This window comes from Microbacterium sp. Leaf203 (assembly GCF_001421275.1).
Lineage (GTDB): Bacteria > Actinomycetota > Actinomycetes > Actinomycetales > Microbacteriaceae > Microbacterium > Microbacterium testaceum_A.
In genome coordinates, this window is the sequence record NZ_LMKF01000022.1 from 722,018 (window position 1) to 734,937 (window position 12,920).

The 12,920-nt window shown below is 70.3% G+C and carries 16 protein-coding genes; 2 read left to right on the top strand and 14 right to left on the bottom strand.

Annotation, left to right across the window (positions count from 1 at the left end; translation table 11 throughout):
* Window positions 1–40: 40 nt before the first annotated feature.
* Window positions 41–796, bottom strand: coding sequence for a hypothetical protein (locus tag ASE56_RS04555; protein ID WP_056225508.1), 756 nt, complete (start codon window positions 794–796; stop codon window positions 41–43).
* A 226-nt stretch (window positions 797–1,022) separates the two neighbouring features.
* Between ASE56_RS04555 and ASE56_RS04560 the strand changes: the two genes are divergently transcribed.
* Both ASE56_RS04560 and ASE56_RS04565 read left to right on the top strand, forming a co-directional pair.
* The gene (locus tag ASE56_RS04560; protein WP_056225511.1) at window positions 1,023–1,859 is read left to right on the top strand and encodes a DUF1684 domain-containing protein; all 837 of its coding nucleotides are present in this window, start codon (window positions 1,023–1,025) and stop codon (window positions 1,857–1,859) included.
* The gene (locus ASE56_RS04565; protein WP_056225515.1) at window positions 1,856–2,365 is read left to right on the top strand and encodes a GNAT family N-acetyltransferase; all 510 of its coding nucleotides are present in this window, start codon (window positions 1,856–1,858) and stop codon (window positions 2,363–2,365) included. Before ASE56_RS04560 ends, ASE56_RS04565 begins: the two co-directional genes overlap by 4 nt.
* A gap of 208 nt (window positions 2,366–2,573) precedes the next feature.
* On the opposite strand, the gene ASE56_RS04570 is transcribed toward ASE56_RS04565, so the two are convergent.
* The 13 genes from ASE56_RS04570 to ASE56_RS04630 form a co-directional block, all read right to left on the bottom strand.
* Window positions 2,574–3,554, bottom strand: coding sequence for an ABC transporter substrate-binding protein (locus ASE56_RS04570; RefSeq protein ID WP_056225518.1), 981 nt, complete (start codon window positions 3,552–3,554; stop codon window positions 2,574–2,576).
* A 157-nt stretch (window positions 3,555–3,711) separates the two neighbouring features.
* The gene (locus ASE56_RS04575; RefSeq protein ID WP_056225520.1) at window positions 3,712–4,494 is read right to left on the bottom strand and encodes an amino acid ABC transporter ATP-binding protein; all 783 of its coding nucleotides are present in this window, start codon (window positions 4,492–4,494) and stop codon (window positions 3,712–3,714) included.
* Entirely contained in the window at window positions 4,491–5,534 is a 1,044-nt protein-coding gene (locus tag ASE56_RS04580) for an amino acid ABC transporter permease (RefSeq protein ID WP_056225523.1), read from the bottom strand. Before ASE56_RS04580 ends, ASE56_RS04575 begins: the two co-directional genes overlap by 4 nt.
* Window positions 5,535–5,734: 200 nt before the next feature.
* Complete coding sequence (locus ASE56_RS04585) at window positions 5,735–7,066, bottom strand: M20/M25/M40 family metallo-hydrolase (RefSeq protein WP_235556930.1); 1,332 nt, start codon at window positions 7,064–7,066, stop codon at window positions 5,735–5,737.
* 4 nt (window positions 7,067–7,070) lie between these two features.
* Complete coding sequence (locus ASE56_RS04590) at window positions 7,071–7,421, bottom strand: carboxymuconolactone decarboxylase family protein (protein WP_056225526.1); 351 nt, start codon at window positions 7,419–7,421, stop codon at window positions 7,071–7,073.
* 165 nt (window positions 7,422–7,586) lie between these two features.
* On the bottom strand, window positions 7,587–7,871 hold the full coding sequence (locus ASE56_RS04595; protein ID WP_056225529.1) for a WXG100 family type VII secretion target: 285 nt from the start codon (window positions 7,869–7,871) through the stop codon (window positions 7,587–7,589).
* Window positions 7,868–8,251: a hypothetical protein gene (locus tag ASE56_RS04600; RefSeq protein WP_156371609.1), complete on the bottom strand. Its 384-nt coding sequence runs from the start codon at window positions 8,249–8,251 to the stop codon at window positions 7,868–7,870. Before ASE56_RS04600 ends, ASE56_RS04595 begins: the two co-directional genes overlap by 4 nt.
* Window positions 8,252–8,471: 220 nt before the next feature.
* Entirely contained in the window at window positions 8,472–9,599 is a 1,128-nt protein-coding gene (locus tag ASE56_RS04605) for a putative T7SS-secreted protein (RefSeq protein ID WP_056225534.1), read from the bottom strand.
* Complete coding sequence (locus ASE56_RS04610) at window positions 9,596–9,877, bottom strand: hypothetical protein (RefSeq protein ID WP_056225536.1); 282 nt, start codon at window positions 9,875–9,877, stop codon at window positions 9,596–9,598. Before ASE56_RS04610 ends, ASE56_RS04605 begins: the two co-directional genes overlap by 4 nt.
* A 154-nt stretch (window positions 9,878–10,031) precedes the next feature.
* Window positions 10,032–11,216 (bottom strand): FAD-dependent urate hydroxylase HpxO, encoded by a 1,185-nt coding sequence (gene hpxO, locus ASE56_RS04615; protein WP_056225539.1) that lies wholly within the window; start codon window positions 11,214–11,216, stop codon window positions 10,032–10,034.
* Window positions 11,217–11,224: 8 nt separating this feature from the next.
* Entirely contained in the window at window positions 11,225–11,545 is a 321-nt protein-coding gene (uraH, locus tag ASE56_RS04620) for a hydroxyisourate hydrolase (RefSeq protein WP_056225542.1), read from the bottom strand.
* Window positions 11,542–12,069 carry a 2-oxo-4-hydroxy-4-carboxy-5-ureidoimidazoline decarboxylase gene (gene uraD / locus ASE56_RS04625; RefSeq protein WP_056225545.1) on the bottom strand — a complete coding sequence of 176 codons (528 nt, stop codon included), beginning with the start codon at window positions 12,067–12,069 and terminating at the stop codon, window positions 11,542–11,544. The genes uraH and uraD overlap by 4 nt, the downstream gene beginning before the upstream one ends.
* Window positions 12,070–12,242: 173 nt before the next feature.
* On the bottom strand, window positions 12,243–12,854 hold the full coding sequence (locus ASE56_RS04630; RefSeq protein WP_056225550.1) for a helix-turn-helix domain-containing protein: 612 nt from the start codon (window positions 12,852–12,854) through the stop codon (window positions 12,243–12,245).
* Window positions 12,855–12,920: the final 66 nt, after the last annotated feature.

The window sequence follows — 12,920 nt, forward strand, 5'->3', positions numbered from 1 at the left end:
GGCCGGCCGGGGATGGCAGGCGGGGACCTCGGGCGCGGCCCTAGCGCGAGATGACGAGCTTGGCGTCGGGCGCCGGCGCGTCGGGCGCGACGTCGAAGACGTACGCGACACCGTCGCTCATGAAGTTCGCGGCGCTGATCGTGCGGTCCCGGACGAGGACGTACCGGTCCGGCCGTTCGGCCAGCGCCGCGGCGACCTCGGCGGCGCTGTCGACGGTGGTGATCCAGTTGTCGATCTGGAACAGCAGCCGCCGGGGCCGAGCGGGCGCGGAGGCCGGTCCGTTGCCCGTCCACACCGGTGCGCCACCGGCCTTCGTGTAGTTCTCGGCGGTATCCGCGATCGCACGGATGTCGTCGGGGAGATTCCAGACTTCGTCCCGGTCGATCTGGTCGGCCTGTTCGGGGGTCAGCCCGTCGTCGCCTCGCGCCCACTCGCCCACCCATACGCGGGGGAGGATGCGGGTCCTGCCCGTGGACACGTCGTCGGGCACGCCCGCGTCGGACGAGAGCTCCGCCACCGGGACGAGCAGACAGCGGTTGGCCCCGTCATCTGGATCCCAGAACTCGCATACGTCGTCGGTCTCGCACTTGAAGACGAGCAGGACGTGCCCCGCGGGGATGCGCCGAAGCCACGGCCCGGCGGAGAGCTGCAGGAGCGGCGAGAGTGCGGTGCCGCACTCGCTGCAGACGGGCCACGCCGCCGGGTCGAGGCCGGCGGGCAAGCCGCCGAACCAGGTCGCCCCCGCCACGGGATGCTGCGGCTGCCGCACGGTCCACTGCGGTACCCAGATCTCCATCGCTCGACGATAACGCGGACAGGAGTCGACCGTCAGGCTGCCGGTCGCCATCCCGAGAGCGGCCCATTCGCTCGGCGATGTCTTCCAGAACCTGCGCGAGACCCGCCGGCCACGCCGGGCGCGACCGCGACGAAGCGTGACGGCGGGTGACGCCGCGTTTCCCCCCGCGCGCCCGAGACGGGCGTCGCGATGCATGCTGGAGGGGACCCGTCCTCGAGGGAGAACGATGACCGAGACCTTCGCCGAGCAGTGGACCGCTTGGCACGAGGCGCACGAGCGTCGCCGTGCCGACCCCCACGGATTCCTGGCCATCACGGGCCTGTACTGGCTGGGCGAGCGGCCCACCGGCATCCCGGGCCTTCCGGGGATCTGGCACACCGGCGAAGACGGACCCGTCGTCGATCTCGCCGAGGGGGAATCCCTCGAGGTCGAGGGTGGGACGGTCCGCGTCCGGTTCGCGTTCGGTCCCCTGGACGAGCGCGGCGACGTGACCGTCGGCTTCGACGGCGGGGTGATCGAGGTGGCCCGCCGGGGTGGCCGCGACCTCCTCCGCCCCCGCCGGCCGGACGCGGACTACCTGTCGCGGTACGCGGGGACTCCCGCCTATCCGGCCGACCCCCGTTGGCGTATCGACGTGCGGTTCGAGGCGTACGCGCACCCACGGGCGTACGAAGTCGGAGCGGCCGTCGACGGCCTGACGCACGTCTACGACGCGCCGGGAGAGCTCGCCTTCGAGTTCGACGGCGTCCCTCATCGCCTCGTCGCCTTTCCCGGTCATCGACCGGGCGACCTGCTCGTCCTCTTCACCGACGCGACGAGCGGCGTCACGACGTACGCGGCGAACCGGTCGGTCACGGTCGCCGCACCGGACGCCGAGGGCCGCACGGTCATCGACTTCACCCGCGCGACGAACCTGCCCTGCGCGTACACCGACTTCGCGACCTGCCCCCTGCCGCCCGCCCGGAACCGTCTGCCGTTCGCCGTGGAGGCGGGGGAGAAGACGCCGCTCTCGCGGGCCGAGGGAGTGGCGACGGATGCCGGCATCCAGGCGGTCCGCTCATGACGGGCAGGGCGGCGACCGAGGCGTGGACGATCGAGAACGTCTCGTGGGACGACGAGCGGGCCGTCGCACTGCGCGCCGCGATGGACGACGAAATCAGCCCGCGCTATGCCGAGGTGTACGCGGCCTTCGATGACGAGACCCGCGCTGTGCTGGCCGAGGACTTCGCCGTCGACCCGGCCACGATGGTCGAGGTGATCCTCGTCCGGGATGCCGAAGGCGTCGCGGTCGGTCACGCCGCCTTGCGTCGCCTCGGCGACGAGCTCGAGGTCAAACGCGTGTTCGTCGATCCCCGCGCGCGCGGTCGTGGCGCGAGCCAGGCGCTCATGGGCGAGCTCGAACGCCTCGGCCGGGAGCGCGGCGCAGCTCGGCTCATCCTGCAAACGGGCAACCGGCAGCCCGAGGCGATCGCCCTGTACGAGAAGCTCGGTTATCGGGCGATCGACATCTACCCGCCGTACGTGAGGTTCCCCGCCTCGCGTTGCTTCGAGAAGGTGCTGACGGGCTGAGCCCCGAGCGCCCCCTCAGCGATTCGAGCATCCTCCGTCCGATCGGCGGGATGCCGACTGAGCGTGTGCGGCTCGCGGAGGTTGTGCGCCCCGCGGCCCCCGCCCCCGCCCCCGCCGCATCGCCCTCCCGCCTGGACAGCTCGCGGAATCCAGCGGCCCGCTGCCACGGCACGGCCCGGTCGGGAAAGACCGGGCCGTGCGCGGGGAGTCAGGACTTCGGGAGTCCCGGCGGGTTGATCTGCGAGGTCGAGATGCCCTCGGAGTCGAGGTTCCAGGCCTTCAGCACCTCGGCGTACTTCCCCGTCGCGATGAGGTCGTTCAGCACGATCTGCACCGGCTCGACGAGGCCGTTGCCCTTCTTGGTGCCCGCGGCGATGTCGGCCTGCAGCGGGTACCCGCCCGGGACCACGCCGACGACCTTCGTCTCACCGGTGTCGCGTGCCGCCCACGCGGCGGTCGCGTTCGGCCCGAACGTCGCGTCGACGCGGCCCGAGAGCAGAGCGAGGGTCGCTGCGGCGTTGTCGTCGTAGTACTGCAGGTCGGCGGGGGCCTTGCCTGCGGCGGAGAGCTCCTGGTTCCAGCTCAGCAGCACCTTCTCTTGGTTGGTGCCCGAGCCGACGACGATCTTCAGCCCCGAGATGTCGTCGGCGGTCTCGATCTTCGCGATCGAGCTGTCGGCGCGCACGGCGAAGCCCAGCAGGTCCTGTCGGTAGCTCGCGAAGTCGTAGAGCTCCTTGCGCTCCTCGGTCACCGTGACGTTGGCGGTGATCAGGTCGTACTTTCCCGACTGGATGCCGAGGGGCCAGTCCGCCCACGCCACCACGACCGGGTTGTACTCGAGGCCGAGGCCCTCGGCGATGAGCGAACCGATGTTGGGCTCGGTGCCCGACGGCAGTGTCTCGCCCTCGGGCACGTAGCTGAGCGGCGGGGTGAAGGCGCCCACCGCGACCGTCAGCTTGCCCGGCTCGATGGGGGTGAAGCCGCTCGCCTTGAGGGCCGCGACGGCGTCGGGCACGGCGTCGGTGTGCACCCATTCCGCGGGGGTGTTCGTGGCGGATGCCGAGGGCTCGGGCGCCGCGACCGCATCGGCCGGTCGGTTGAGGCCGATGGTGACGCCGACGCCGACGAGGGCGACGAGGGCTGCGGCGATCACGCCGAGGGCGATGCCCTGCTTCTTGCTGAGTGCCATGCTGTGTCTCCTTGTGAGGGTGTGGATGCCGCGGCGTCGGTGTCGCGCCGCGGGGTCGGGTGGGTCGGTGTGCTGCGGGTTCCGGTCCCTTCGACGGCTCAGGGACCTGGGTGGCGAGGTGGCCGAGCCTGCCGAAGCCACCGGGGGAGCCGACGCGTCAGCCGAGCACCTTCGCGACGAACTCGCGGGTGCGCGCGTGCCGCGGTCGGGTGAGCACCTCGTCGGGCGTGCCCTCCTCGACGATGCGGCCCTCGTCGAGGAAGACCACGCGGTCGGCGACCTCGCGGGCGAAGCCGATCTCGTGCGTGACGATGACCAGCGTGGTGCCGAGCTTCGCGAGGTCGCGGATCACGTCGAGCACCTCGCCCACCAGCTCGGGGTCGAGGGCGCTCGTCGGTTCGTCGAACAGCAGCACCTTCGGCTGCAGCGCGAGGGCGCGGGCGATCGCGACGCGTTGCTGCTGACCGCCCGAAAGTTGGCGAGGGTAGGCGTCGGCCTTCTCGGCGAGGCCCACCCGGTCGAGCAGACCGAGGGCGAGCTCGCGCGCTTCGCTCTTGCTCACACGCTTGAGCGCGAGCGGCGCCTCGGTGATGTTCTCGAGGGCGGTGAGGTGCGGAAAGAGGTGGAAGTTCTGGAACACGATCCCCACCTGCGTCCGTCGCTGCAGGATCTCGCGCTCGCGCAGCTCGTGCAGCTTTCCGTGGCGCAGCTCGTAGCCGATGAATTCGCCGTCGACCGTGACCGAGCCGGCATCCACGGTCTCGAGGTGGTTGATGGTGCGCAGCAGCGTCGACTTGCCCGAGCCGCTCGGGCCCAGCAGGGCCACGACCTCGCCCGGCTCGACGGTGAGGTCGATGCCCTTCAGCACCTCGACGCCGTGGAAGCTCTTGCGCACGTTATGCACCTCGACGAGTCCGCGGGTGGCGGTGACCGCGCTCATGCCCGGCCTCCCTTCGGGGCGGCGGGGGTCTCGGCATCCGGCCCTCTCGGGGGAGCGGGGGAGTCGCCGAGCCGCGCCCACTGCGTACTCACCCACGAACGGGCTCGCTGCGCCGGCGTCGGGGGGAGCGCGCGAGCCGACCCGCGGGCGTAGTACCGCTCGATGTAGTACTGCGCGATGCTCAGGATCGTCGTGATGAGCGTGTACCAGACCACCGCGACCAGCAGGAGCGGGATCACGCGGCTGTTGCGGTTGTAGATCACCTGCGCGGCGTAGAACAGCTCGGGGATCGCGATGACGAAGACGACCGACGCGCCCTTCACGAGCCCGATGATCTCGTTGGTGGCGTTGGGCACGATCGAGCGCATCGCCTGCGGCAGGATGATGCGGAAGAGTCGCCGGGATGCCGGGATGCCGAGCGCCGCAGCCGCCTCGTGCTGACCGGGGTCGACCGAGACGAGTCCGCCGCGGATGATCTCGGCCGAGTACGCCGCCTGGTGCAGCCCGAGTCCGAGGATCGCGGCGGCGAACGCGCTGACGAGCTGGACCGTGGGGAACTCCACGATCCAGAAATCGGTGGTGAAGGGGGTGCCGAGTCCCAGCGTCGGGTAGAGGTAGCCGAGGTTGTACCAGACGATGATCTGCACGACGAGGGGCACCGAGCGGAAGAACCAGATGTAGCCCCACGCCACCGAGCTCAGCAGCGGAGAAGCCGACAGTCGACCGAGGGCGAGCAGCGTGCCGAGCGAGAAGCCGACGACGGCCGAGATCGCGGTGAGCGAGAGCGTGTAGCCGATGCCGATCAGCACCGGCTCCGAGAAGAAGTACTGCGCGAACGTCCCCCACATGTAGCGGTCGTTCGTCACGAGGCTCCAGGCGAACTGGGCGACGACGAACAGCAGCAGGGCGCTGAGGATCCAGCGCCACCAGTGACGGGTGGGCACGACGGCGATGGTGCCGAGATCGACCTTGGCGGTCGACCGTGGCGCCGTCGCGGGCGCTGTCGAGCGGTCGGCGGGGGCCGGCGCGGTGGTGGTCATGGCGTGCTCCTCGGGCTGTCCGAAACGGCACGGGGTGCCGGTGGGTGACCGAAACGCTATGACGGGGTCGAACGGCCCGCGAGGCGCCGATTCACAGGTCGAAACGCCCCGCCACGCGCCGAAACCCACCGCCACGCGGGGTAACACGTCGGCGGCCGACGCCCTCGGGGCGGTACGGTCGCCGGTTGCGGACGCAGGCCCTAGGCGTCGCGCAGGATCCGCGCCGTCACGCGCGTCCCGAAGAACAGGGCTTCCACCGGCACGCATTCGTCGGCCGTGTGGAACTGCCCGAACACGTCGAAGTCTGCCGGCACGCGCAGCGGCACGAAGCCGTAGCCCCGGATGCCGAGACGACTGAGGTGCTTGTTGTCGGTGCTGGCGGGCAGCAGATACGGCACGACGGTGCCGTCGGGGTCTTCGGCGGTCACGGCATCCTGCAGCACGTCCATCAGCCGCCCCTCGGCCGGAGCCTCGATCGCCGGGATGTACCGCGACCACGCGATCTCGATGCCGTCGCCGACGACGTCTGCGAGCTCTTCGCGCAGCGCGTCCGCCTGCCCGGGCACCACGCGCACGTCGAGCGTCGCGCTCGCCGAGGCGGGGATGACGTTGATCTTGCCCCCTGCCGTGAGCACGGTCGGCGAGACGGTGTTGCGCGCCCCCGCATCGATGACGGATGCCGAGAACCCCAGGCGAGACAGATCGTCGCCGTCGAGGGGCTCGCCGCTGGCGCGTCCGTAGACCTCGAGGAAGCGCTCGAGCGTCGCGGTCCGCACGACGGGGAACCGATGCGCGCCGACCGCGGCCACGGCCCGCGCGAGGCGCACGACCGCGTTGTCGGCGGTGGGGCGGGAGCCGTGCGCCGCGGCTCCGCGGGCGGTCAGCGTGGCGACCGTCACGCCCTTCTCCGCGGTCGCGACGAGGTACGCGCGGCGGTCGTCGGGCAGGGGGATCGAGAAGCCGCCGACCTCGCTGAGCGCCTCGGTGGCCCCGGCGAAGAGCTCGGGGCGGTTCTCGACGAGCCATCGCGCGCCCCAGACGCCCCCGGCCTCTTCGTCGGCGAAGAACGCGAAGATCAGGTCGCGCCGCGGAACGACCCCGTCGCGGCGGAACGCCCTGGCGATGGCCAGCAGCATGCCGGCGAAGTCCTTCATGTCGACGGCCCCGCGACCGTAGAGCAGGCCGTCGTGGATCTCGGCGCCGAAGGGCGGGTGCGTCCAGTCGTCGGCGTCGACCGGTACGACGTCGAGGTGCGCGTGGGCGACGAGGGCGCCGGCATCCGGATCCGAACCGGCCAGCCGGGCGACCACGCTCGCGCGCCCCGGGCGGGGCTCGACCAGAACCGTCTCGTAGCCGACCTCGTCGAGGTGCTCCTTGACGTAGAGCGCGGCGCGCGTCTCGCCGTCGCCGATGGTCGCCGCCTCACCCGTGTTGACGCTGTCGATGCGGATCAGGGCGCGGATGTGCTCGAGCGCCTCGATCTCGAGAGGACCGGGCTGGGGCGTCTCAGCCCCGTCGGCCAGGTCGGTCACGGGGTCAGTGCTCGTGGGGGCGGGCGTCGTCGGCGAGCTTGAACGCGAGACGTCCGTGCGCGTAGCCGCCGCCCGCGCGGATCGCGGTCGCGACCCAGGCGGCCTCGGCGAGCTCGGCTTCGGTGGCACCGGCCTTGACGGCGTTCTGCGAGTGCCCGTCGATGCAGTAGACGCACTGGGTCGTGATGCCGACGGCCAGGGCGATGAGCTCGCGGTACTTCAGCGGGATCGCGCGCCCTTCGGGGGCGAACACGGCCTGGTCGAACGCGGCGAACGCGGCGAGGATGTCGGGTGTCTCGGCCTTGTAGACCTTCGTGAAGGTCTTGTCGGCGGTGCGGTCGAAGTACTCGGACATGGTGCCTCCCGGCGGCGTGAGCGGTGCGGATGCGTCGCCTCCACGGTGCCACGCGGCGTCGCCGGGGCAGGCGGGGGTGCGTCACACGGTGACATACCGTCGCGCTCAGGGTGGCGGTTTCGCCGAGGTGACGGACGGGGAGGGCAGCCCGCACGGTCGTCATGCTCATACCCAGAGGCGAGTAACTAAGGCTTCCGCGGTCGCAAACGCCGAGCGCGCCGCGTCCATACCCGACGCGGCATCGTCCAGGTTCGCATTCATGCGCTCGAGCGCTTGCGACCATTGTCGATGGGCGGTGTCGTACGCCGTCCTCGCGTCCCCGGTCCACTCGTCTCTTCCCGCCGCGACAATTGCGTCGAGATTCTCGAGGTGACGTCCGATGGACTCGGTCGCGTCGCGAAGCACCTCGACGAGTTGGGCATGGCGGTCGCCATCGAATCGGATGGTCATGGCTGTGGTTTCGGCCAGGTGAGGTCGTACCAGCGCAGCTCGTAGCCGGACGGGATCTCACCGGTCTCGTAGTAGTGGAAGAAGATGTCGGTCGCTTCGTCGAGTGCGAAGACCTCGTCGGGGTACACGGTGGCCTTGCGTGTGCCGTCGAAGAAGGGGATGTCGACGGAGGGCTCTCCGGAGTGGTCGCCGCCGTGGCCAACGATGTAGTGCCGGTCCTGGCCGTCGTCGTCGTACTTGTGCCACTCGATCGTCATCGCCTCGGAAGTGCCGGCGCATTGCAGGAAGACCGGGCCTCCGCCCTCACGGAGGTAGTCGACGAAGTTCTTAGCCTCGGGAATTGGCGCGAGCATCAGGGTGGACCGTTTGCCGGGTTGCATGAGGGTGAGCAAATTTTCCAGCAACTCTCGGGCCGGTCGTACTCGCGGCTTGAGCTCAGTCGAACGAGAACCATCGACCGTGTAATAGTGCCTATTTGCCGTCATGGTACAACCGATATCAGCACGTCGGTGATTGTCATCTTCTGCCCCCTAATCGTAACGGTTGCTGGGTTCTCGGGGGAGATGGAATCGTCGAACGATTTCTGGTTCTCTGCGTTCTTCATGTATTTCTCGTAATGGCGGTATAAGTGCCGTCGTCGTTTTTCGCATATCCGTCGAAGTAGCGTTGCTGGGTGGAGCCCTCGATCGAAGACCGAGCCCTCTGGCGCTCCACCGGCACCTTTAGTTCCTCTTCGACTTCATCGAGACCGATTTTCTCCTTATCTACCCACGGCTTGTTCGTTTGCCCATGCGCAAACTGGCCGTAGTCATCACGGCCATCGCCACGGTCGACCCCATGCTGCTTCTCCATCAGCATGACACCGGCACCGCCCATGGCCTCGCCCGCCAGCTTTGAAGCCCCCGCGGCAGCCAGTGTTCCTCCGCTGCCGGCGACCGCTATCCCGCCTGCGACCGCGGCCCCGCCCGGAACGCTTCCCACCCCGGTCGCGGCCAGCCCTCCACCACCGAGAGCCGCCGCGCCGCCGCTGATCATCATCGCCCCGCCCCCCAGGAGCGCCAGGAGTGCGTCTGGGTTCCGCAAGATGGCGTTACCGACCGAGGCGGTACCGTTCACCAGATTCGCCAGAGTGTCCCAGTGGATCTGGCCTTGAACGACGAGCGCTCCCAGGAAGAGCGCGCCGGCCCCTTCCCAGGTGAGTGCTTCCGGCGGCGTGATGGCGGTCAGCGCGTGCGCCGCGGTCTCGCCCGCGTCTCGAACCTCCGACCGGGCGTAGGCGAGCAGGCTCTGCGCGTCATTTCGGGTCGCTGCGCCTGCGTCTGTATAGAAGGGTACGATGCCTGTCGCGCCCGCCTGGCGTTCCGCCTGCCGGTAGCTCTCGATTCCCTCGGCCGTTTGCGCTTGCGCGGCCTGCCACATGGCGATGGCATCGCCCGCCTTCTGCTGTGCCCACCCGAGTACGGTTGCGTATTCATCCAGCGCGTCGGCTGCCGTGTTCAATGACTCCGCGAGTTGTTGCCATTGACTGCTGACGTCGGGGAGGCGGGCTGCAAAGCCCTCCGCGGCAGCCCCTTCCCAGCCTTCCGGCGCGGGGAGTTTCGTAAGCTGGGCGGCTATCTCGCCGGCAGTACGAGCGCGCCCACGCCACTGCCACACGAACTCATCGAGACCGCTCACCGATCCGGGGATGAGGTCGACGGGGTCGGACGTCTGCCCGAGTTCACTCACTTCGGGACCGCCCCGCCGGGCACGACGACATCTCGATCCGTCCTTTCGTAGAGATCGGCGCTCTGTCGGAGCCGCTCGACGAGATGAGCGAGATCTTCGACCGCGCTTTTCCACGAATCCGCCGTGTCCACCGCAAGACTCGAGACCGACCGTGCCACGTCGGCGTGGCCCACGTCTGCCGGACACGTCTCCATGAACGCGCCAGCGGAGTCGCGCACGCCCTTGAGGCGTGCGGCGGTCGTTCGCAGCGACTCGGGATCGACGGAGAATTTCGACACGAGAGCCCCCTCTCGCCGATGAGGGTAGCGCCGTCAGGGGGCGTGCTTCGACTCTTCGTTCCGAAATTCACCCGGGTGAAATGCACCCCCCTCCCGCCCGGGGCAGCCTCGTCCCAGGCCCGCCATCGGAACGGCAGCGCGGCCCCGGCGGCCGTCAGCGCAGCACGCTCGCGCCCAGCTCGACCGGGCTGCCCTCGATGTTGCCGACGATGCCGCGGATCACGCCCGTCCCGTCCTCGCGGCGCAGGCCGTCGTACCAGGCCTGGGTCGCGGCGACGTCGAACGCGTGCGTCTCGTGCGCGCGCTTGCGGGCGCGCAGCACCAGGTCGCCCGCTCGCTCGGTGCGGATGCGCTCGTAGCGCTTCAACGAGTCCTCGACGCCGAGGGTCGAGGTCGCGAAGACGATGCCGAGCGCGAAGCTGTCCTCGAGTGCCGAGCACGCGCCCTGACCGATGTCGGGGGCGGTGTTGTGCGCTGCGTCGCCGAGGATCGTCACGCGTCCCCGCACCCAGGTGTCGAAGGGGTCGATGTCCCAGATCTCGACGCGGTTGAGCGACTCGTCGGGGTCGATGCCGTCGAGCAGGGCGCGCACTCCGGGAGCGCCCCACGATCCGAACGCGTGCTCGAGAGCCGCCATGCGGTCCTCGACCACTCCCGATGGTCCGGGCACGTCGACGAAGAAGTAGAAACGGTTGCCCGCGACGGGCATGACGGCGCAGCGCTTGCCGTCGCCGACGTAGGTGGTCCACTGATCGAGCGGGCCGATCCGCTCGTCGGCAGCCACCAGGCCGTTGTAGTTGACGTAGCCCGAGTAGGAGCGTTCGGGACGGATGCCGGTGGGCTCAGTGACGTAATCCCGCACGAGCGACCGGGCGCCGTCGGCTCCGATCAGCAGGTCGGCGGTGTCCGTAGATCCGTCGGCGAAGGTGGCGGTGACCACCCCGTCGGTCTCGGATACCGAGGTCAGCGGCATCCCGAGTCTGATGTTCGGGGCGCCGACGGCATCCATCATCAGCTGCTGCAGGTCGGCCCGCGCGACGGGGTAGGGGCGCTGGCCGGTCTGCTCGGTGACGGGGGCGAGGCTGAAGCGGCAGAGCTCGTCGCCGGTGTGGCCGTCGTAATAGGCCATGTCGTCCATGCGGCCGCCGAGCGCGGCGACCTGCGGGCCGAGGCCGAGCCAGTTAAGGACCTTGACCCCGTTCGACCACAGCGACAGGGCCGCACCGACCGGTCGGTTCTCGCGCATCCGGTCGTACACGACGACCTCGTGCCCGAGCTTCTGCAGGGCCAGGGCGGCGGAGGTGCCGCCGACTCCCGCGCCAATGACGATGACCTTCATGTCGCTCCTCAGCTGCCGCGGTAGGTCGAATAGGCGAAGGGGCTCAGCAGCAGCGGCACGTGCAGGTGCGCCTCGCCCGAGACGGTGAAGGCGATCGTCGCGACCGGGTGGAACGACGCGATGCCGCGCGAGCGGAAGTAGGCGCCCGTCGCGAACGTCAGGGCGTAGTCGCCGTCGGCGAGGACGTCGGGTCCGAGTGAGAGCCGCCCGTCGGCATCGGTGGCGGCGGAGTCGATGGTCGCGCCATCGAGGTGCGAGAGCGTCACGGCGACCCCGGCCGCGGGCGTGCCGGCCGTGGCATCGAGGACGTGGGTGGTGAGGTGCGTCATTCCGCGGCCTCCGGTTCGGCGGGAGCGTCGTCGGCGAAGGTCGTGCGCAGGCGCAGCAGCGCGATCTCGGCGAGCTGGCGGGTGGCCTCGATGGTCTCGCTGTCGGGGTCGTTCGACAGGCGCCGTTCGAGCTCGGCGCGCATCTCGCCGGGCGTGCGGCCCGCCGCGCGGATGAGGAAGACGCGTCCGAACCGCTCCTCGTAGGCGGCGTTGCCGGCGGCGATGGCCGCCACGTCGCCGTCCGCGGCGGAGGCCATCGATCCCTGCTCGCGACGGGATGCCGTGGCCTCGGCGCCGTCGCCCGCCACCTTCGCCCCGATGCGCGGGTGCGCGTGCAGGGCGGCCTCGAGGTCGCCCGGAGACCAGGCCGAGGCGAGGTCTCCCGCGTACGCGGCGAGGGCGTCGACGTCTGCGTAGGGCCGGCCGGCGACGACCGCGTCGACCCAGCCGGGGACGTCGGCCCATACGCGGGCGACGGCCGTGGCATCCGCGTCGTCGAGGGCATGGAAGTCGTGCAGGTGCATGCAGGTCACGCTAGGCCGACCGCGTTACGGCGCTGTGGCGGGATGTGTCGGCGGTGTTGCTGTGGGGAACATTCTGGGGGGAGGGGTGACGCGCAGTGGGGCGCGCTGCGAGCAGTGGGGTGTCCGAGGACCGCCCCGGTGCACGTCCGGCGCCCCGAACTCTGGCGCCCGCGTCAGGCGTGCACGATCAGCCAGTGCGCGACGGCATCCGCCTCGCCCGTGTTGTGCAGGCGGTGGGGCACCGAGCAGGGGTAGCTGATCGCGTCTCCCGCCCGCAGGATCACCCGCTCGGCCTCGAAGTCGATCGTGAGCTCGCCCGCGACGACCGTGCCGACCTCGTAGCCCTCATGGTGGAACAGCCCGTCGGCGCCGTGGGCCGAGGCCCCGGGCGGGTAGATCGACTCGAAGTAGTCGACGCCGGGAGAAGTGCCGGGCGTCAGTCGGCGGAACGACACCCCGCTGTCGAGCACGATGTCGGGCGATTGCCCGGCGCGCTGCAGCGTGAAGCCCGAGGGCCCGACGGGTTCGATCGGACGGTCGGATGCCGGGTCGAAGGCCGCCACGAGCGGGACGCCCAGGGCGTCGGTGATGGCGATCAGGCGCGAGACGCTCGGCTGCATCACTCCGCGCTCGATCTGCGACACGGCGCTGGGGGAGATGCCGAGCGATTTCGCGAGCGCCCGGGCGGAGATGCCGCGCGCCTGGCGCAGGTCGCGGATCCGCGCCCCGACCCCGACCGACCCCGGCTCGACGGCGGTGGCTTCGGCGACGGGCGGCTGCGACATGTCCCGAGTCTAGGGAGGCGGAAAGCGTGAAGGAGCGACTTCACACGCTCGTTACACGAACGAAAC